At 49.8% G+C, this 21,761-nt stretch carries 14 protein-coding genes; 1 reads left to right on the top strand and 13 read right to left on the bottom strand.

Features of this window, described 5'->3' with window-relative positions; translation table 11 throughout:
- Positions 1–21 precede the first annotated feature (21 nt).
- From NE473_RS02450 to NE473_RS02415, 8 genes are all read right to left on the bottom strand, one after another.
- Entirely contained in the window at positions 22–1,560 is a 1,539-nt protein-coding gene (locus NE473_RS02450; protein WP_172682264.1) for a DUF1538 domain-containing protein, read from the bottom strand.
- Positions 1,561–1,710: 150 nt separating this feature from the next.
- Positions 1,711–3,186, bottom strand: coding sequence for a GntR family transcriptional regulator (locus tag NE473_RS02445; protein ID WP_055650349.1), 1,476 nt, complete (start codon positions 3,184–3,186; stop codon positions 1,711–1,713).
- A 22-nt stretch (positions 3,187–3,208) separates the two neighbouring features.
- The gene (locus tag NE473_RS02440; RefSeq protein WP_055650350.1) at positions 3,209–5,944 is read right to left on the bottom strand and encodes an EAL domain-containing protein; all 2,736 of its coding nucleotides are present in this window, start codon (positions 5,942–5,944) and stop codon (positions 3,209–3,211) included.
- An 8-nt stretch (positions 5,945–5,952) separates the two neighbouring features.
- Positions 5,953–7,467 carry a sensor domain-containing diguanylate cyclase gene (locus tag NE473_RS02435; protein ID WP_055650374.1) on the bottom strand — a complete coding sequence of 505 codons (1,515 nt, stop codon included), beginning with the start codon at positions 7,465–7,467 and terminating at the stop codon, positions 5,953–5,955.
- Between the two features lie 319 nt (positions 7,468–7,786).
- Entirely contained in the window at positions 7,787–8,920 is a 1,134-nt protein-coding gene (locus tag NE473_RS02430) for an aldo/keto reductase (RefSeq protein WP_055650351.1), read from the bottom strand.
- Between the two features lie 180 nt (positions 8,921–9,100).
- Positions 9,101–10,894 carry an ABC transporter ATP-binding protein gene (locus tag NE473_RS02425; RefSeq protein WP_022032805.1) on the bottom strand — a complete coding sequence of 598 codons (1,794 nt, stop codon included), beginning with the start codon at positions 10,892–10,894 and terminating at the stop codon, positions 9,101–9,103.
- On the bottom strand, positions 10,887–12,617 hold the full coding sequence (locus NE473_RS02420; RefSeq protein WP_055650352.1) for an ABC transporter ATP-binding protein: 1,731 nt from the start codon (positions 12,615–12,617) through the stop codon (positions 10,887–10,889). The genes NE473_RS02425 and NE473_RS02420 overlap by 8 nt, the downstream gene beginning before the upstream one ends.
- A 112-nt stretch (positions 12,618–12,729) precedes the next feature.
- Entirely contained in the window at positions 12,730–13,668 is a 939-nt protein-coding gene (locus NE473_RS02415; RefSeq protein WP_055650353.1) for a helix-turn-helix transcriptional regulator, read from the bottom strand.
- A gap of 119 nt (positions 13,669–13,787) precedes the next feature.
- Here NE473_RS02415 and NE473_RS02410 point away from each other — a divergent pair, with 119 nt between their 5' ends.
- Positions 13,788–14,279 carry a cysteine hydrolase family protein gene (locus NE473_RS02410; protein WP_055650354.1) on the top strand — a complete coding sequence of 164 codons (492 nt, stop codon included), beginning with the start codon at positions 13,788–13,790 and terminating at the stop codon, positions 14,277–14,279.
- A 65-nt stretch (positions 14,280–14,344) separates the two neighbouring features.
- On the opposite strand, the gene NE473_RS02405 is transcribed toward NE473_RS02410, so the two are convergent.
- The 5 genes from NE473_RS02405 to NE473_RS02385 form a co-directional block, all read right to left on the bottom strand.
- A complete protein-coding gene (locus NE473_RS02405) occupies positions 14,345–14,827 on the bottom strand; it encodes a GNAT family N-acetyltransferase (RefSeq protein ID WP_055650355.1) in 483 nt (160 codons plus the stop codon).
- A gap of 24 nt (positions 14,828–14,851) precedes the next feature.
- Positions 14,852–16,345 (bottom strand): IMP dehydrogenase, encoded by a 1,494-nt coding sequence (locus tag NE473_RS02400; protein WP_022032809.1) that lies wholly within the window; start codon positions 16,343–16,345, stop codon positions 14,852–14,854.
- Positions 16,346–16,473: 128 nt separating this feature from the next.
- Positions 16,474–18,036 carry a carboxylesterase/lipase family protein gene (locus NE473_RS02395; protein ID WP_055650356.1) on the bottom strand — a complete coding sequence of 521 codons (1,563 nt, stop codon included), beginning with the start codon at positions 18,034–18,036 and terminating at the stop codon, positions 16,474–16,476.
- Positions 18,036–20,315 (bottom strand): glycoside hydrolase family 3 protein, encoded by a 2,280-nt coding sequence (locus tag NE473_RS02390; RefSeq protein ID WP_055650357.1) that lies wholly within the window; start codon positions 20,313–20,315, stop codon positions 18,036–18,038. Before NE473_RS02390 ends, NE473_RS02395 begins: the two co-directional genes overlap by 1 nt.
- Positions 20,315–21,640 carry an MFS transporter gene (locus NE473_RS02385; protein WP_055650358.1) on the bottom strand — a complete coding sequence of 442 codons (1,326 nt, stop codon included), beginning with the start codon at positions 21,638–21,640 and terminating at the stop codon, positions 20,315–20,317. Before NE473_RS02385 ends, NE473_RS02390 begins: the two co-directional genes overlap by 1 nt.
- Between the last annotated feature and the right edge of the window lie 121 nt (positions 21,641–21,761).

The following is a 21,761-nucleotide window of genomic DNA, read 5'->3' as shown; positions in this document are numbered from 1 at the left end:
GAAATCGTATCTGTGCCGCTGCTAAAGCTCAATAATTGCATCATCATCAAGCTGGTCGAAACCTGCCGCAGGCTCCGGTAAAGTCTGGTCCTTCGGCGCGGACCGCTGCTGCATCTGATAGATCATGCCCAGGATCTGTATGGTGATGAGCGGGGTCATGGCTACCATGGCTACCACGCCGAACGCGTCCGTGACAATATTCCCGCCCACAGCGGTACAGGCTCCCTGCGCAAACGGCAGCAGAAATGTGGCGGTCATCGGACCGGAGGCCACCCCGCCGGAGTCAAAAGCGATGGCTGTAAAGATCTTTGGTACAAAGAAGGAAAGCCCCAGCGCGATCGCATATCCCGGGATGATGAACCACAGGATGGAGATCCCCGTCAGCACCCGCAGCATGGCCAGACCGATGGATGCGGCCACGCCGATGGAAAGGCTGATACTCATCGCCCTGGCCGGAATGGCACCATCCGTAATCTCTTCGACCTGTTTATTTAATACGTAAACAGCCGGTTCCGCCTTAACGATAAAGAATCCGATCAGCATGCCGATCAGAACAATAATCCAGTTGTAATCCAGGGAGGCAATCACCTGTCCCAGGTAATTACCGGCCGGCATAAAGCCCACATTGGCGCCTGTCAAAAACAGCACGAGGCCGATGTACGTATAGACAAGGCCGACAATGATTTTTCTTAAATTTCTCTTTGAAAGTTTGAGAACTGCGATCTGGAAAATACCGAAAAACAGGATTATGGGAAAAAGCGATACGGCAATTTCTCTAATATAGGTGGGAAGTCCAACGCGGAACAGCTTCCATAATTCTACGGAATCGCTGATCTCCGGAAGGACCGGTGGAATGTAGGCACTGTCAGCCGGCCTGTAAATCATTCCAAGAATCAGTACTGCAAGAATCGGACCGATGGAGCAGAGCGCCACCAGACCGAAGCTGTCATCTGACGCATGGCGGTCATTACGTATGGCGGAAATACCGATACCAAAAGCCATAATAAACGGAACCGTCATCGGGCCCGTCGTCACACCTCCGGAATCGAAGGCCACCGCCAGAAAGCTCTGTGGAACAAACAGCGTAAGGAGGAATGCCAATATGTAAAATGTAATCAGCATGTGGGGCAGCGCTATGCTGAACAGCATGCGCAAAAGTGCAATGACGAGAAATACGCCCACTCCCAGTGCGACCGAAAAAATCAGCGTCCTGTTCGGTATGGACGGCACCTGTTCCGCCAATACCTGGAGATCCGGTTCCGAAATCGTGATGATGAATCCCAGTACAAATCCCAGTATCACGATGATGCTCAGCTTTTTACTCCTCGTGACGGCTGTGCCCAGCCGCTCTCCCATGGGAGTCATGCTGATCTCCGCCCCCAGCGTGAAGAACATGGTACCTATGACGATCATGGCCGCGCCCATAAGGAAGCACAGCAAAATACTGGAGGAAATGGGAGCGATCGTAAAACACAGGACCATGACGATCCCGATGATCGGGAGCACGGAATGCAGCGCTTCCGACAGTTTCTCTCTCAATTTCAGCAGGGAATTTTTCAATAGATCAACCTCAGTCCTTTCTATTCTTTATATTTACCTGTACAGTATAGCATGAAACCGCTCCTGCCGTAACCTTTAATTGCGTCCGCTGCGGATTTAAAACATTTATTAACGTTTTTTTAACAGGAATCCTTCACCGGAACCGTCCAGTCACTTCCATAATGCAGTTCCGTCATACACGTTCCCTGCACTTTCCCAGTATCCCAGCCTTTTGCATTCCTGGATAACCAGCCGGTGAATCTGCTGAAATATCCCGGCGGCACGAGCGGCAAAACGCTTCTCTTCCCCCGCCTTCAGCATTCCGGCCGCTTCCATGCACTGACGGTAAAGTTCGCTGTTTACAGGCGTCTTATCTTTTTGTACCAGTTTGGGGATCCCTCTTCCGATGCTGAAATTCTTCAGCAGCAGCTCATAAACCGATTTAAGAGCATTGTAGCGGATATGATCTGTGATGAATTCCAGCAGTGTAAGCGGTATCAGCTGATGGCAAAACGGATCGTTCCACTGACGTTCCATAAGCGCCAGCATACGGCGCGTCTCATCTGGTTTTGCATGGAGTGCCGCATGTTCTGCCACCCCCTCAACGGTCAGCGCCACCAGCTGCAGGCTGTCAAAGTAGCGCCTGACATGACCGGCGATCTGCTCCGGCGCTATATATATCTTACGCAGCCCTTCCAAATCTTTTGCTACGAAAATTCCGTTTCTCGGGGCCGCCGTTACCACTCCCCAGTCCTGCAGAACTCTGATTGCCCTGATCGTCGTATCGATGCTGACTCCGTATATCTCCTGCAGCTGCTCATGGGTCGGAAGCCGGTCGCCCGGCTGATAGCGGCCCATGGCAATCAGTCCCAGAATATCCAGGTACACGCTGGAATACCGTTCCTGCGATCTCCTGAACTGCTGCTCGAAATTCTTTGTCCCCACCCTCAAAGGGGAATCCGGAGTCACACGGCAGACCGGTTCCCCCTCGATACGGTCTATGACAATGCCATAAAGAGAGAACAGAGCATCGAAGTGAACTTCCTCCGGTCTCCCTCCTCTCTTTATCGTCTGGATCAATTCCTTTAAACTTTCCAGATAATCAATCCGGTTTTCCCTGGTACCAGGCAGAGGATCCACCTCCCCAAGCCCCAGGCTGTCCACTGCGCGCAGCGCCAGTTCATTTTCATTTCTGCAGATAAAAAATCGCCAGAGACGGTTGGACAGGCGCCAGAATCCGGTCGGATCGTCCGGATTCATATTTGCCACTATCGTCTCCGGGATCTTCCAGTCATCGCCTCTGCACAGAAGCATTCCCCGGCGGTTGACCGGATAGCAGAGAAGAATCCCCGATTTTAAGATATCATTAGCCGCAACGGCATCGGCCGTTTCCCGTTCGTCCTGCTCCTCCCGGCGTTTATCCAAATAACCGCAGGCAACTACGGGCCGTTTCTTTGGAACGACCTCCAGAAAACCTTCCTGCACCAGTACCTCCACGGCCCGTCTCACAGTCCGTTCCGACGTATGGAACTCCCTGCACAGCTTCGCACGCCCCGGCAGTGCTGTACCCGGCGGAAGAAGGCCGCATATAATCTTGTTTTTTAATATTTCACAGATCCGTTCATATTTTACTACGTCATTTTTCATCCTTTATCCCTACTGTTCTTCGTCAGTCCCTCACCGCAAAGCCGGTTAAAAAGAGTTCCAGTTCCGTCTGCGGCAGCGGTTTTGAATAGTAGAAGCCCTGAATGTAATCGGCCTCTGCGTCAATAATCGCGCGCCGCTCTTCTTCATTTTCCACACCTTCTACTACCACTTCAATATCATTGACCTTTGCCATGGCAATAATCGCTTTCAGCAATGCGTACTGTTTTGGTGAACCGTTGATTTTACTTGTCATGGACCGGTCGATCTTTAACGAGTGCACCGGGAGATTCATCAGATAATTTAAGCTGCTGTAACCAATCCCGAAATCATCCAGAGATATTCTGATCCCGTTCTCCGATAAATCCCTGATAATCCCTTCCGCTTTTGACATGAACTGTATCAGGATCGTCTCGGTAATCTCAAGAACAACCTGCCCTGGATGGACACCCGTTTTTTTAATCGATTCGAGAAGATGTGCTGCGCTGTCCTCAACCAGAAGCTGCTGGACAGACAAGTTGATTCCAACTCTCCCCAGCCCCAGCGCCTCCCCCTTCTCTTTCATAAAGGTACACGCCTGGTGTATCACATATTCCCCAATCTGGCAGACAAGTCCGTTTCTTTCCGCAACCTCTATCATCTGTCCCGCGGAGATATAGCCGCCAGTTCCATCCGGCAGACGAACCAGCGCTTCCGCTGCCGTAAAACGGCCTGCCTTCATCTGATAAATCGGCTGATACCATACTTCCAGTGTCCCGTCATGGATACTGTCCCGGATCAGCTGAAGAATCTTTCCCTCTCTCCTTCTTATCTCCAGAAGCCTGTTGTTAAAGATTACGATACCGTCCGTCACCCCATGTTCAGGCACCTTGCCGTAGTTGATGGCAGACTGAAGACACTCTAACAGCTTCTCCGGCTTCCTGGCATTGGCCGGATAATCGCAGACACCGACACACGCATCCAGGGTGATAACAGCCTCCTGCACCTTAACAGGAATACGAAAAGCCTCCTGAATCCGGGAGATCATCTCGTCATTCTCTTTATCCCTGCTGGCGTGATCAAGAGAAATTCCCAGGAACACATCGCCGTTAATCCGGTACAGATTACTTCCAAATATAGCGCTCAGCCTTTTGGTTACCTCCCTCAGCAGCGCATCCCCCGTCTCCACACTGAACAACTCGTTATATTTCCCAAAGGATCGGATGTCCACGCCATACAGACGGAAACGTCTTCTTTCATCATAGGCAATCATCATATCCGCATCCCGGATATACTTCATTCTGTTCCCGATCCCAAAGACCGGATCGTAGTAAACTGCCTGTTCCACCTGCTTCCGGTAATGATTGATCGCCTGGGATAAGTCTGTAATCCAGGGTTCTGCGTATTCGCCGAATTCCACATCGCTTCTTCCCGCAGCAAGCTGGCGGCATTTTTCCGTCAGTTCACGGATCGATGATTCCCGAAACAGTTTGCTGTAGTACTTCTCGATCAGATTCCGCAGAAGCGTCCTCACGTCATTCCCTTCCTCCGGATAAGAAACGTACTGGTATTTGGCATTTAAAAACACCTTTCCGCCCTGGTAACGGATCTTCCAGATCATCTTCAGTGACAGCCCTTTGGCAAATTCAGACATTTCGCCTTCCGTCATCTCTTCTTTTACAGCAACAAAAAAACTCTCGCCGGATATTCGGGCGGCGGCGTATGGACCTTCGATATAATCCTTCATGATCACAGGAATACTCTTTAAGTACTCCTCTTCTTTCTCAGGCCCCGCAAGCAGGGCAATCCGGTTGTAATCTTCCAACGCAAAATAAAATACGGAAAAAGCCTTTTCCCCCTTCCGGATCCATGTATTCAGTTCCTTTCCAATCCCCTGTCTGTTGAGCATTCCGGTCTGCCAGTCGGTATTGCCGATGTTTCTGTCATACTGATATCGTTTTGCCAGCGTGGTTGAAAGGACAAAAAGTGACGAAAGGAGAAACCACAGAAGTATGCTTTCTGCCGCATACAGGAACTGTCTTTTCCGGGGGATCCAGCCTTCTATGGGCATGATACTCAGGTTCCACTGGGAAGGAAGATAGAATTCTGTTTTAGCCGCATGGGAATAGTCTATCATCGCATTGGAGGACGCCACCACCTCTTTACTTCCGTCCTGACTGTTCACCTTCCATAAGTAGTATTCGTATCCCAGCTGATACAGGCTTTCCAGATTCATCTTCTCTTTTACGTATTCTTCAGACAGTGCAAGGGCAATTTCTCCCTGGTATGCCCTGCCCTCCAGTACCGGCTGAAGGAACAGGAATACCGTCTCGCCCGTCCCCTCCATGATGACCGGCCCCTCTACCACCGGTTCTTTTACTACCTTTGCCAGGGTATAAAGATAAGAAAGATCCTTTAGATTTCTGCCCGCCATAACTTCCTGTACACATTCAGGAAATGCTTTATAAACCGTGTCTCCCTCAAATACAAGAATACTGCTGACGCCATCCATGGCCATGAGTTCTTCGGCTTTCCACTGAAACCACTCCGAATCCTTCATGGTCCCGGATGCCAGGCCAACCAGTCCCTGAGCGTAATTCAGCTGTTCCCTCATAACCAGAACGATATTTTCCCTGTATAATTCCAGAATGCTTCCGGCATCTGCCTTCCGCTCCTCTGCGTACCTGCTCTGAGTTTCCAGACCGAAGACTGCCGAAATCAAAAGGAATAATGTAAGCACAAAAAAATAGATGATCCGTCTTCTTTTTATGATCCTCTTCATCTGCTCCCTCAATCCTGATAAATTTTATAATATCCCTTACCATTCTGCTTCACAAAATACAGGGCTTCGTCTGCGTGGGCGATCATTTCATCCAGCTTCTCTCCCGGCTGTCTTACCGCAACTCCGACACTGCACTGTATCGGCAGCGGAATTCCGCCTGTACCGATATCGGAATGAAGCCTTAGCACAAGAGATTCCATAACCCGTTTCAGTTCCTTCTCATCGTCGATATCAGTAAGCAGCAGTACAAACTCATCTCCTCCGTACCGTCCCACAACGCCGTCATACTTCTTCTCATATTCCCTGAGAATATAACCGATGCTTTTGAGCGCCGTATCTCCCACCGCATGGCCATGTGTATCGTTCAGTTTCTTTAAATTATCAAGATCCACAAAACACAGGGCAACGAGCCTTTCCTCCGGCACCTTATCTAACTGTGCTTCCGCCTGTTTGAAAAATACAGACCGCGTGACTACGCCTGTCAGACCATCAGACAGCCCATTGCTGGTCAGCCGGATAATTTCTTTAAAGTCTACATTGTCAGGCCGTTCATTCTGATAGATCTTTTCTTCCAGCTCTTCAATGGAGTGTACCAGCATATTAACCGCCTGCTTCTGCTCGTTCACAAACCGCTTCGTCAGTCTGACAGCAAACGCACACAGCAGCAGAAGAAAAACACTGATTACCAGATAGGCCGGTACCTGTGTCTTATAGACATCCCAAAATTCTATCACCGTCAGCAAATCCCAGTTCGTGTTCTTCACATTGCTGTAAATCGTATAGCAAAGGCGCCCCTGTCTGATACTCCAGTATGCTCCCGGACGCTTGGCTAACAGTTCGGTTTCCAGCTGATCCGTCGTAATCCCCAGATTTTTCGCTTCACGCACATGATCCAGATACGGTTCCCCGTACTGCAGATTATTCGTCGATGACATAATCTGGCCTCTGGAACCGATCAGTACGGCCTGGGTACCGCTGAAACCGGACGCCTCCTTTAAAATATTCACGATTTCATCAAAATAAATGGCGCAGAAAAGACAGCCTGTGATTTCCCCGTTCTGTTTTAAGGGGTAAGCTACCGTATAGTTTAAAGTTATCCCATCTGCCCCTGCTGCAAAACTGTCTGTAATCTGCGGCTGGCCAGTGGAAAACAGCTGCTGCATATACTCCCTGCTGGCAAGGCTGGCCGGCTCTTCTCCTATTGTATAGACATTAATATCCGAATCCACAAAACAGATCATGATATAACCGTAAGTTTCCGTTATCCGGTCCAGTTTTGCCACCTTCTCCAAAGGAGGGACCGACGGATCATAGAACTCCGGCTGAATGGCCATGGATTCCAGTAATTTTAATGATTCCTCCACCCGGTTGGAAACCTGGGCCGTAACATTTTCATGGGCGGCGGCAGCTTCTTTCTTCATTCTCTGAAATGCGATAGCCAGACCGCCTGCTGCCATAATTATGATTGTCAGGATACACAGCAGAATGATGATTTTTAAAACCGGCATATAGGTATATGTCATCTCATTCTGCTTTTCCCGTCCATTTTTGTATTTCGTCACTGTTCCGCCTCCTTTCTCCTGCGAAAAGGGGGTTTTGCATTCCCCTGACAACTTGGTACATATACCGGATATTTATGGCAAAAACTGGGATCGTATACCATATATTAAGCATTCAAAAAAACTCATACGTTGTTTAATTATACCATTACAGTAACAGAAAATCAACTCAGGAGTTTGACTTTTGGAAAAGGCCAGCCTATAATATCAGCTTAAAACTTTCTTTTCTAAACAACAGAAGGCCTGCATGGACCGTGCAGACCTTCTGTTTTCATATTCGAAATCAGGAATTCAGCTTCGCGGCAAAATCCGCCATAGCCTCTGATATCTTAATCTGCTGCGGACATACAGCCTCACAGCTGCGGCAGCCAATACAGGCGTTGGGATGTTTATCCTCCGGCACCGCCATTAACGCCATCGGAGCAAGAAAACCGCCGCCGGTAAAACAATGCTCATTGTACAGCTCCAGTAATGCCGGAATATCCAGCTGCTTCGGGCAGTGGCTTACACAGTAGCGGCAGGCCGTACACGGCAGAGCAGACTTTTTAAGCATCTCATCGGCAATTGCCAGAACTGTGTCCATCTCCTCTTTTTGAAGCGGCTTATCCTCTTCAAAAGTATGTATGTTTTCCTGAAGCTGTCTGAAATCGGACATGCCCGAAAGAATCATCGTGACTCCCGGAACAGACTGCAGGAATCGGAACGCCCATGCTGGGGCCTTTTCTTCAGGACGGAATTGATTCAGTCTCTCCATCGCTTCGCCGGACAAAACCGCCAGCTTTCCGCCGCGCAGCGGTTCCATAACCCAGACAGGCAGACCACAGCTGCGCAGCAGTTCCATTTTAGCCTCCGCGCTCTGGAAGGACCAGTCCAGATAATTGAGCTGAATCTGGCAGAATTCCATCTCACTGCCGTATGCCTCCAGAAAACGCTTCATCACCTCGCAGCTTCCGTGTGTCGAAAATCCCAGATGACGGATTCTCCCCGCCTCCTTCTGTTTTAACAGATACTGAAAAATTCCATATTTTTCGTCCAGGTATGCATCTATATTCATCTCACATACGTTGTGGAACAGGTAAAAATCAAAGTATTCCACACCACATTTCTCAAGCTGCTTCTCAAAAATCGCCTCCACCTGATCCATATTGGAAAGGTCGTATCCCGGAAATTTCGTCGCCAGATAAAAACTCTCCCTTGGATACCTGCTGAGTACTCTTCCCATCACTTCCTCGGAATGTCCGCCGTGATAGCCCCAGGCAGTATCAAAATAGTTGATTCCCTTTTCCATCGCATATGCGACCATTTCTGCTGTGGCTGCCTCGTCAATGACGGAATCGTCTCCTTCCGTTACCGGAAGGCGCATGGCCCCCATCCCGAGGGCAGACAGCTTTAAATCCTGAAACTCTTTGTATACCATATCCCGCACTCTCCTTTTCTCTGTTCCCATTCCACATATAAGGTTCTGCTCATGGCATGCTCTTCTTTCTGACGTTTCAGAGGGGATTTCCCCTCAGAATTCTTCGCATAAGCCGCAGCCACTTTTTTATTATACTTGTTGAAGTGGACTTTAAGTCAAGAAGTTTTTGCAGTCTTCCTTCTATGCTTCCTCCGCTCCCCACGCAAACTGGGAATTGTAGAGCTGGCTGTAGAAACCGTTCTGTGCCATCAGGCTTTCATGGTTCCCCATCTCCGCGATATCCCCATCTCTGAGAACGAGAATTAAATCCGCGTTTTTAATAGTAGAAAGCCGGTGGGCGATGACGAAACTGGTCCGGTCCTTTAAAACTGTATACATGGCGCTCTGCAGCATCTTCTCCAGACGGGTATCCACCGAGGAAGTGGCTTCATCCAGAATCATAATCTGCGGATTCTTTAAAATAGCCCTGGCAATCGTCAGAAGCTGCTTCTCGCCCTGGGAAATGTTGCTTCCCTCCTCGTTAATCACCATGTTATAGCCCTGAGGCAGAGTACGGATAAAATGATGAACATTGGCCATCTTCGCGGCATCGATCACCTCATCTTTTCTGGCCGACAGATTACCGTAACGGATGTTATCAAAAATCGTTCCGGAGAACAGCCAGGTATCCTGAAGTACCATACCAAACATGGACCGCAGATCTTCCCGGTTCATATCGCGGATATCCACACCATCGACGAGAATCCGGCCGCTGTTTACATCATAGAACCGAAGCAGCAGATTGATCAGCGTAGTCTTTCCCGCCCCCGTAGGGCCTACGATGGCCACCATCTGGCCACTCTTAACCGTAACATTGAAGTCCCGGATGACCGGTGTGTCCCCATAGGAGAAGCTGACGTGTTCGAAGGTAACCTCGCCCTTTGCAGGCCCCGGAAGAAGGCCCGCGGGAGCAGATTCTGTTTCCTCCGGTTCATCCAGGATTTCGAAAATACGCTTAAGGCCTGCAAATGCAGCCTGTATCTGGGCGGACAGCTGGGACACCTGGGTCAGCGGATCATTGACCTGCCAGATATATCGGATGAACGCCTGCAGATTACCTACTGACAGCGTACCGGCCAGTATGGCAAAACAGCCGATCACCGCAATGATCCCAATGCTCAGATACGTGGTCAGAGAGATCAGGGGGCTCATAAGTGACGAGAGGAACTGTGCCTTAAAGGCATGTTTCTGCAGGCTGTCATTGACCGTCTCGAACTGTCTCCTGGACTGCTCCTGCTGCCCGAACAGCAGAATCTCATTGTAGCCGGTGTACAGCTCCGTAATTGCTCCGTTCATATCTCCGAGAGAGTCCTGCTGGGCCTTAAACTGGCTCTGGCTGATCTTTACGATGCCGCGGGTAATAAGGGCTCCCACAGGAATGATCAAACATGCGATACAGGCCATCACCCGATTGATGGAAAACATCATCCAGAGAGCCAGAACCAGAGTAAGGATTCCGCTGATCACCTGGGAAAAGCTCTGCTGGAGCGCATTGGAGACCGCCTCCACATCGTTGGTGACCCGGCTTAAGACATCGCCGAAGCTGTTGGTATCAAAATACCGGACAGGCAGGCGGCGGATCTTGTTCTGAACCTCATTCCGCAAATCATGCATGGCATTCTGAATCGAATTAGTCAGACAGAATGCACCCACGATCTGGGAAACCGTCTTGATCAGATAGATAGACAGAAGTACCAGCAGGATATTGCGGATCACCTCAAAATGAATGCGGGCGCCCGCCGCACCGGAGGCCAGCCCTGCCACGTCCGCGGCCAGCCGGCTGGTAATCATGCCTTCGATCCGCGGAGCGGCCGTAATCGCTGCAATACTTATCACAATCATAAAAACTGAAACAAAAAGCTGAAAACTGTAAGGCGCCAGAAACGGTTTCAGTTTCCCCAGCATCCTTCCAATGTCTTTTATTTTTTTACGCACGGGATAATTCCTCCTCACTTAACTGGGATAATGCAATCTCACGGTAAATGCGGCAGTTGTTCAGCAGTTCCTTATGGGTTCCTGTTCCCACGATACTTCCTTCATTCAAAACAATGATCTGATCGGCATCCATAATACTGGAAATACGCTGTGCCACTACCATCACGATGGCATTCCCCGTCTCTTTCTTCAGCATACGGCGCAGCTTCGCATCCGTCTTAAAATCCAGGGCTGAAAACGAATCGTCAAACACATAGACATCCGGTTTTCTGATCAGCGCCCTCGCAATGGACAGACGCTGGCGCTGGCCGCCGGAAACGTTGGTTGCACTCTCCGTAATCTGCTCGTCAAACCCGCCCTTTTCCATGATAAAATCGTATGCCTGCGCAGTCTTTGCCGCCTGAACCAGGTCCTCCATCGTGGCATCCTCTTTCCCGAAACGCAGATTATCCGCAATGGTCCCGGAAAACAGCATTGCTTTCTGAGGGATAAAGCCAATGGCGCGCCGCAGGCTCTCCAAGTCATACGTCCGGATGTCTTTTCCATTCATCAGCACGCGGCCCGCGCTGACATCGTAAGCCCTGGGAATCAGGTTAATCAACGTACTTTTTCCCGATCCGGTACTGCCGATAAACGCGATTGTCTCTCCCCTCTTCACCGAGAATGATACGTCCTTAAGCACCGCTTCCTCGCCATCCGGATAGACGAAATCCACATGGTCAAACACTATTTCATCAATATGCTCCACTGATTGGGCATTCGTCTCAGGATTTTTAATCGACGGCTCCGCGTCAAATATTTTCTGAATACGCCCGGCGCTGACTGCAGCCTTCGGATACATCATAAAGACCAGACAGAACAGCATGATGGAGAACATCACATGGAACAGGTAGTCCATAAATGCCACCAGCTCCCCGATCTGTAAGGTTCCCTGACTTAACATGATACTGGCAATCCAGTAGATCACCATACCGGCCAGATTCATCAGAAGAAAGAAAACCGGCTGAGTCACGGACATCAGCTTAAACAGTTTTTTGGAATTCCCCATATAACTGGAATTAGCGCCGTCAAAGCGCTGCTTCTCATAATCATCGTTGGTAAACGCACGAATTACCCGGATACCGCTTAAGTTCTCCTTGGAAATCCGGTTTATGTCTTCCAGAGAGGACTGCTGGCGCTCGCTGATCGGTTCCGAAATTCTCGCCACCAGAATCACTCCGCCCACAATCAGCGGAATCGTTGCCAGAATAACGACAGAAAGACTGAGTGAAGCCCTCAGAACCAGAAAAATACTTCCTATCATCATAACCGGCGTCATAAGAGCGGTCCTCAGCAGTATATTCATGAACATCTGAATCTGAAATGCATCGTTGCCCGTTCTGGTAATCAGGGACGCGATGCCGAACTCATGGAATTCACTGTGGGAGAATTCCTGGGTTTTCTTAAATATGTCGTTGCGTATGTCTCTGGTCACGGAAGTCGAGAGATACGCGCAGCAGTAGCCCAGCAAAATAGTGCCTGCCACCCCGGCAAACGAAATCGCGGCGATCACCAGCCCCATCTTCCATATGTAGGCCGGATTCCCCCGGCTTACTCCGTTGTCGATCATCTGTGCCACAATCGTCGGGATTCCCAGCTCCACTAGCGCAAAGCCCAGTACGGAGACTACATTAAGCAGAAACATTTTCTTGTAGTTTTTTAAGTAGCGGATAATTAATTTCATATAAAACCTGTTTCCTCCTGATGAAAATGTCTTAACGATTTACTCGCATCTTCCTAGCATAAACTATATGGTAACCCTATAGTCAAGTGGATTTTCACGTTTTTCTGACATATTATTTTCCGCCCTCGTATATGGCAGCGATATCCTGTATTCGGCGCCTCATCTCCGTGCGGATGTGTAACGGCTCCAGACACTCGCATTTATCGCCAAAACTGAAAAGAATATTGTAGTAATAATCGTTCTCAATGAAAGGAAAGCTGACAATGTAATGCTCATCGCCATCCGGAAAAATCTGTTCATCCGTGCAGTAATCCAGTACTCTTTCCCTGACGGATTTGTGAATACGTATTTTGATTCTGATCTGCATCGAAGACAGAATATCTGCGAATTCCAGCTGTGGTTTCTGATATTCCCCCGGTGTAAAAAATTCATCCTGTATATGCAGGTTTGATATGCGGGACAGCTTAAATAAGCGGAAATCATTTCGTTTATGGCAGTACCCCTGCCAATACCAGTGACTGCCTTTCAATACAAGCTGATACGGTTCTGCGGTCCGTGTGGTTTTATTTCCGTGGCGGTCTTCATACTCAAAGGAAAGAAGCCTGCTCTCCTGTAAAGCTGTTTTGATCATTTCCAGATAAGGCTGTGTATTCCTGCTGCCCATCCAGGGAGTCAAATCGACGGCTATCTGATTAGACTTCAATTCAATATCCTTTGCCCTGTCAGCAGGAATAAAACTCTTTACTTTTGCAAGGGCATTTACCAGTTCCTCTCCCCGTATCATATTGGAAAGACTGGAAAGCCCCATCAGAATAGCCGAAAGATCGGCTGCCGAGAACACATTTCTGTCAATCTTGTAATTTTCCATGATCTCAAAGCCGCCGCCCACTCCCGATGCCCCCCGGACAGGAATCCCTGCCATGTTGATCGCATCTATGTCGCGGTAAATTGTGCGGGGTGAAACTTCAAACATATCGGCTAACTCCTGTGCGCCCACACGCTTTTTGTCAAGGAGCACCATAATAATGCTGACAAGCCTGTCTATCTTCATCAACTGTCCGCCTTCCAAAATTTATTTTTATCATAATAGATTGCTGCCATACTGTTGTCAACAATTGCCGGTTATAATAGAAAAGCAGCTAAATAATCTACCTGTCAGGAGGACACACAATGCAGAAAAAAGCTTTGGTAATTATTGACATTCAAAATGATATTACAAAGAATTACAAGGACATCATCGGCAATATCAATCAGGCGATTGACTGGGCAGTCAGTCATATGATTCCCGTTGTTTATATAAGGCATGAGAATTTATCAGCGGGCACGAGAACCTTTAAGCCCAATACCTATGGGGCAGAATTGGCATCAGATCTGAACGTGGTGTCTAAAAATATTTTTACAAAATATAAAGGGAACGCATTGAGCTGTGAAGAATTTACAGACTTTATCCGAACAAATGAACTGTGTGAATTCTACATAGCAGGAGCTGATGCAGCCGCCTGCGTTAAGTCGACGTGTTACAACTTATGCAAAGCAAATTACGGAGTCTATGTCCTGTCCGACTGCATTACCAGCTATGATAAGAGAAAGATTGACGAAATGATACGCTATTACGAACAGAAAAGCTGTAAAATCACGGGTTTACAGGACCTGGTATTATAGTGTAGGGCGGCGGGCATTTTCCACCCGCCGCCCTGCTTATGGATCGTTTATATCATACGTGCTGCTCAATCGATATCCGCGCTGTTTCGGCCGCATAATTGTTTTTCCATCATCTCATAGATCAGTATGGCATTATTTCCAACCTCAATTCTTCCGTGCCCCACGGTTTTATATCCCATATTTTCATAAAAATGAACCGCAGGCAGAGAGGCATCCAGGCATATGAAACGAAATTCCTGTGCGATTTCACCTTTCAGCTTCTCCATGATACAGCTGCCGCACCCCTGTCCCTGTAATTCCGGAGCAACGAAAACTCTGGTGATATGGTTGCCTTTACGGCTTCCGGTTCCAACCAGCCGGCCGTCTTTCCACAGCACACGCACACAGCCTTCCTCTATATCACGGTTAATATTGTCTCTGCTGTGAATGCCGCAAAAAAACTCCACAACCGGTTTCGGGTAATACCGCGGATAGACCGCGTTAATTGTATCCTGTACCAGATTGAAAATCAGTTCTCCATGTTCCTTGGATGCTTTGAAATATTCCATCCAAACCGCTCCCGTCAATCAGTCTTATTTTGAATCTCTCAGCATGACATCATGTGCGCCGCCCTCAACAATACTGGTTGAGGAAACCAGCGTAATCTTTGCTTTGCTCTGCAGCTCCGGAATCGTCAGCGCGCCGCAGTTGCACATGGTTGAGCGCACTTTGCTCAGGGTAAGATTCACGTTATCCTTTAAGCTGCCTGCATACGGTACAAAGGAATCCACGCCCTCTTCGAAAGAAAGCTTCTTCTCTCCGCCCATATCATACCGCTGCCAGTTTCTTGCCCTTGCGCTTCCTTCGCCCCAGTACTCTTTCATGTAGCTTCCGTTGACATTGACTCTCTTGGTAGGGCTCTCATCAAATCTGGCAAAGTATCTGCCCAGCATTACGAAGTCAGCTCCCATGGCCAGGGCCAGAGTCACGTGGTAGTCGTGAACAATGCCGCCGTCGGAACAGATCGGCACATAGACTCCCGTCTCCTCGTAGTAGGCGTCTCTGGCCTTTGCCACCTCGATCAGAGAGGTGGCCTGTCCCCTTCCGATGCCCTTCTGTTCACGGGTAATGCAGATTGCTCCGCCGCCGATTCCAACCTTGACAAAATCCGCTCCGGCATCGGCCAGGAAACGGAAGCCTTCCGCATCCACCACGTTGCCGGCGCCCACTTTTACACTCTGTCCGTAATTCTTCCGGATATAATCAATGGTAATTTTCTGCCACTCGGAAAAGCCTTCCGAACTGTCGATGCAGAGCACATCCGCCCCTGCTTCCAGAAGTGCGGGAACACGCTCCTCATAATCTCTGGTGTTGATGCCGGCGCCCACCATGTAGCGTTTTGAGCTGTCGATCAGCTCGTTCTCATTTTTCTTATGGCTGTCATAATCCTTGCGGAATACCAGATACACCAGCCGCCCTTCTTTATTTACAAGAGGAAGGCAGTTAATCTTGTGTTCCCAGATAATATCGTTGGCTTCCTTTAAGGTGGTATCTTCGTCTGCGTATACAAGATCACCAATCTGAGTCATAAACTCCTTTACCTTTGTATCAGGCGTCATACGGCTGACGCGGTAATCCTTATTGGTCACGATTCCCAGCAGTCTGCCGCCAGGTCCGCCATCATCTGTAACGGCAATCGTCGAATGGCCTGTCCGCTCAGTAAGGGAAAGCACATCCTCCAGCGTCATCTCGGGAGATACATTGGAATCACTTACTACAAAACCGGCCCGGTATCGTTTCACCCGGTTTACCATCGCTGCCTGCTCGGCAACAGTCTGGGATCCATAAATAAAAGACAGGCCGCCCTCCTGTGCGAGAGCGACAGCTAATCTGTCGTCCGACACCGACTGCATGATCGCGGAAACCATGGGAATGTTAATATGCAGTGCCGGCTCCTCCCCCTTTTTGAATCTGACCAGAGGGGTCCTCAAATTCACTTCTGCAGGAATACACTTTGTCGATGAATAGCCCGGAACCAGAAGGTACTCACTGAATGTTCTGGACGGTTCCTCATAATAAAATGCCATTTTAATTCTCCTTTTCTGACTGCTTTTCTCATATTCTACTACATTTTCCAACAAATTGGTAATCTTTTTTGAATTTATGCAAAAAACCACATTGGTACTAATACTACCAATGTGGTTTGAACGTTCCTTTAATGCTGAATCTCATCTCCCATTTCCGCCATCACAGCCGCCAGGTCGAACTTCGGCGATGACTCTGCGTGCAGCTTCAGCAATCGGTTGTCGTGGTTATGACGAACCTCGCAGACGCGGTCAAAGATCATCGTCGCCTCGTCGTCCTCCCGGGAAGCGGGCCACTGAGGGAGTCCGCCGTATTCCGGTTTTCCGCTTCGGGCGAAGGCCATAACAGCGCCGAACATCTGCTCCTCCAGCCGGTCGGACACCTCCGGTATATTGGCAACCGGAACCAGTTCCGTATTGTGGAAAACAAATGGAATATCGGAACAGTGCCATGCCGTCTTCTGATTCTGGTATGGGAATTCCAGTGCGAATAAATAGGAATAGACACTTCCTCCCGCCGCGGCCAGGGAACGGACAAATTCTTTCGTCGGCCCGCGGAAAATGGTATCCAGTGTGAGTAAGTCCACCGGGCTCTTTCCCGGATATGCTTCGGCGAAGACAGCCTTCAGCTCCTTCCCATGCCCCTGGAACCGTTTATCTAAAATTTCATCCAGTTCCGCCTCTGATATCGTCTCCTTATTGAATGGCAGCGGCATCATTGCGAACTCTCCGAAAACAGTACCGACCATCACCGGTATGGTCTTCGCATGGTCCGTAAACCCAACCGCCGGCCCTTCTCCTTTGTAGAAATCGTCCGGTCTGGGCGTGCACCCAATATAACCGCCCGCTCTGGCAATCGCCGGACTTACCCGGTTATAGGCCGCTGCCAGATCATAATACGGTACCGTCTCCAGCCGTCCGGCTTCCTGCTCCGCAAGGCCCAGTTCCTTAAGCATTGCCTGGATCAAAGGTCTGGAATCTCCGGTAGAATACGGAAGAACGTCTCCCGCCACACCGCTCATAATCATCGCCCGGTGAAACAGTCCGTCAGCTTCCGGCGTCTGCATCAGGCCGCTTACCTTCATACCGCCGCCCGACTGCCCGAAGATGGTCACATTGTCCGGATCTCCTCCAAACGCCTCTATGTTGTCCCTGACCCACTTAAGGGCTGCCACCAGATCCGCCTGGCCTGCATTGGCGGAACCCGCATATCGTTCCCCGTAGGGCGACAAATCGAGATATCCCAGGATATTCAGTCTGTGGTTCACGGTGACAACCACCACATCCCCGTATCTGCTCATATTTTCCCCGTTATACGCCTTCTGTTCGATGGAGCTTCCCATGGAAAATGCACCGCCGTGTATCCAGAACATCACCGGTTTTTTCGCGCTCCGGTCCAGAGACTGACTCCAGATATTTAAGCTTAAGCAGTCTTCATCCTGCGGCCAGTAGCGGTGGGGAACGAGTAGCTCGCCCTGTGGATGATCCCTTGTCAGCATCGGGCACACGAAGCCGTAGGAGGCGGCCTCCTTCACTCCCTCCCAGGGCTCCACCTCCTCAGGCAGCTGAAAACGGTTCGCCCTCGCATATCGGATTCCCTTGAAAATATAGGTTCCTTCCCATTGATACCCTCTGAGTTTCCCTGCCTTCGTCTCCACAACCGGAAGGCTGTCGTACAGAAACTGCTTTGCCATTATTTCGTCCTCCTTCTGCTCTGTCTTCCATATTTTTCGGTTCTCACGTCTTCTATTACGCCGTCATAATTCATACCGAATCCAAATTCATAAATATGGCCCTCGCTGTCCTTATAACATTCCATATCGAATGCCTCATCCTCCGCCTGCCGCTCCACGGTATCCATGTCTGCCGGCATCTGAAGCGGAAGCAGGCCGCAGGGGGTAAATCTGCCTGTGATTACATCCAGCACCGCCTGGGGCGATACCCCGTAATCCACTAAGACCGCGTCTGCATACGGCTCCAGCTCCGCCATTACCATGGGGTTTTTTAAGTTTACCGATACAATCACCGGCCGCTCTGCCATACGTTTTTTCGTTTCAATGACCAGATCTAAATCTTCCTCATTGGCCGCAGTGTTCCATTTTCCGCGATAGCTCCGGTCATCGGAAGTCTCCAGCGGATCTCCTCCCGCCAGACTGTGCAGCCTTGCCTGTTTCGCCTCGTAGGGCCTGTACTGAAGCGTGACCGGGACATACCCGCTGCCTCCCCGCTTCCTGTCTTCCGGATCATACCCCACGGAAATGGGCGATTCGATGAAGCAGACCGCAGCGTCAGCCTCTTCCGGCGTATCCACCACCACAAAGTAATCGGCAGCGGCTCCTTTTCCGGCTGGTTCCACAGATACATCCGGTGTCATGGAGCTCATAAAATTTAAGTATGGGCGGATATGGCGTCTCGGAATATACACCTTGATTTGCTCCGCAAGCGGCAGCACTCCGCCCCGGTTCTTCAAAAGCGTGACCGATTTCAGCTGGGAGAGGTAGCCTTTTTCTGAAAATTCTCTGCAGCCTACCACCTGGCAGGAATGTTCCATATCCAGATATGGATTTTCGAACAAACCGGTACGGAACATATTCAGAAGCAGCCTGGCCGCGGACCGTTCAAAACGGCTGCGCATGGCCTCTTCCCGGTACTTTTCGCATCCCAGCCGGTAAGCCTCCAGCACCGGGCCGGCATCGTTGTTTCCGCCGAACTGATCCACGCCGGCCTCCAGGGCCTTTAAATGGCGTTCCGCCTCTGTGAGCCCTTCCACGCCCCAGCATTTTCCTGCAAACTCCTCTTCCGTTTTTCCCATATCGTGGGTAATGCCCCAGTCTGTACACACGACGCCGTCATAGCCAAGGCGCCCGCGAAGCAGGTCATTTACAATATATTTGCTGAAGGAATTTCCGACATTTTCACCGTAGGTCTGATCCACGCCGTAGGAAATGGTATAGTAAGGCATCACGGCGCTGGCCGTCTTCGTACCGCCCTTCAGAGAGAAAGCGCCCTCTGTAAACGGCCTTAAATGCTCTTCAAACTTTCCGCCGGGATACACCGCATACTTTCCGTAGGCGTAATGTCCATCGCGGCCGGCCTCACAGGGTCCCCCTCCCGGGAAATGCTTGACCATCGTATTGACACTCTCGTCTCCCCAGCCATCCGGGCTGTTCTTCGTGGTCTGGAAGCCCTCACAGTAAGCCCTCGTCATTTCCACGGTCAGCTCCGTATGTTCTCCGAAGGTGTCCGCAAACCGCATCCATCTCGGCTCCGTGGCCAGATCAATCTGCGGAGACAATGCCGTCGTGATCCCCAGCGCCCGGTATTCCGCTGCGCCGATCTCCCCGAATTCTCTTACCGCCTCCGGCTCAAAGGCAGCCGTCAGACCGATCCCGTTCGCCCATTTGGATATGGGTTCTCCCGTTACGCCCATATACTCCGCGGAAGAGCCCGCCCCGTGCCTCGGGTCAGAACTGTTGTTGGCAGGTATTCCAAAACCGGTGTTTTCCGCCAGCGCCTGAAGTTTATTGTTCCATCTGACAGCAGTCTCCGTGTCCTGAAGCTTCATAATAAGTACGTGGCGCACCCGGTCTTTCACGATAAATTCCTTCTGCTGGTCTGTCAAATCCCACGGACTCGCCCCGCTCTCCTCGAAGGCTTTCCCATCGTACGTGCCTCCGAAAGCCGCCGCCAGCGGCCCCTTTGCAGGGATCAGCTGGTGAGCGCTGTAAAGCATCAGACCGGCGATATCCTCGATCGAGAGCCTGGAGGCTAAATCAGCCGCCCGCTCCCCGGCAGGCAGTCTCCAGTCCTCATACGGTACGATCTTTCCCGTTCCGAGAAAGTCTTTGAATGCATAGCCATCCTCTGATAGAATCGCCACCCTGCTGCCGGAAGAAATTCCAAGATCCTTTCCGCCTTCATTGTGAATGAGACGGTATCCATCCTTTTCCTCCTGACTCCATTTCTTTTCCATTAATTTCTCCTTTCATGGATCTCGGCCAGAATTTTTTCATATTTTTTGTCCAGGTCATAGAACAGACTGAGTATAACCACTACAATGAAAAAAATGACAGGAATCCAGATAAAATTCATTTGAATGGCGCGAAGCGCGCCTTCCGTCTGTACCGAGTTTTCCACATATCCGCCAAATTTCAGGATCTGGGCACCTACCACGCCGGACATCGCCATGCTCAGCTTTACACCGAAGCCCATGAGGGCAGTCATAATTCCCTGCGGACGCCTTCCCGTCTGCCACTCGGAGTAATCAACCGTCTCCGCTCCCATGACAAATGTGACTCCCATTCCAAGGCCCAGGCCAATTCCGCATAAGACCGTACCGGCCAGAATTCCCGTCAGATTTGTTTTGGATATCAGAACCAAAAGGTTTCCTGCGATGGTCACCAGTCCGCCGGACAGTATACAGTTTCGTTTTCCGATTTTCTTTGCAAGAGCCGGGATTATAAATGCCATCAGGAAGGAAAGCAGGGTCGGGATCGTCATCAGAAGGGAGGCAATTCCCTCATTATTTAAGTAATATTTCGCATAGTACATGGTCGACTGATTTTTCAGAATCATGCCTGCAAAGGTAAAGAACGTGATTCCGCAGAGCAGAAGCCAGTATTTATTCTTTACGGCAACCTTTATGGCACCCGTCACGGAATCCTTTTCCGTCTCCGGTATGATCCGCTCTTTCGTATTTTTAAAGCAGATCATCAAAAGGAGGATACCCACAACCGCATAGAGAACCACGGTTCCGAAGAAGCCCTTTTTCTGGTCTCCCTGTCCGAACACGGCAACCAGCGTCAGGGTCGCACCCATGACGATAAAACCGCCAAGGCTGGCTCCGAGTGATTTGAACATATTAAAGGAAAGCCTGTCGGAGACATCATCGGTCATACAGGACAGCATGGTGCTGTAGGGAATATTGAGGGCTGTATACACAATACAGAACAGAATATAGGTAATCAGGGCATAGATAAACTTTCCGGTTCCGCCGAAATTCGGTACCAGGAACATGGATGCGCTGATGATTCCGAAGGGAACCGCCATCCAAAGTACATACGGCCTTGCCTTCCCCCATCTGGTGTGGGTCTTATCGATGATTACCCCCATCATCGGGTCCGTGACCGCGTCCACCACTCTGGCAACCAGCATAATCAGACTGATCGCTCCCAGTCCGATTCCCGCCACATCGGTATAGAAAAACATCAGATACGCCGTAATCAGCTGAAACATTAAATTGCAGGCCAAATCTCCCAATCCATAACTGAATCGTTCTTTTAACGAAATTTTCTCCATTTTGAAATAACCTCTCTTTTTTTGTTAAGGACGCGTCTCATGTTCCTATTGTATCGGATTCCCTTTGTGAAATCTTTACATAATTTATTGAAAACAGATACGTTTCTTGACATTTTGTAAA

The sequence above is a fragment of the Hungatella sp. SL.1.14 genome (genome assembly GCF_024460495.1).
Lineage (GTDB): Bacteria > Bacillota > Clostridia > Lachnospirales > Lachnospiraceae > Hungatella > Hungatella hathewayi.
Note: the sequence above shows the minus strand (reverse complement) of the source record. Positions and strands in the feature narration are given on the sequence as shown.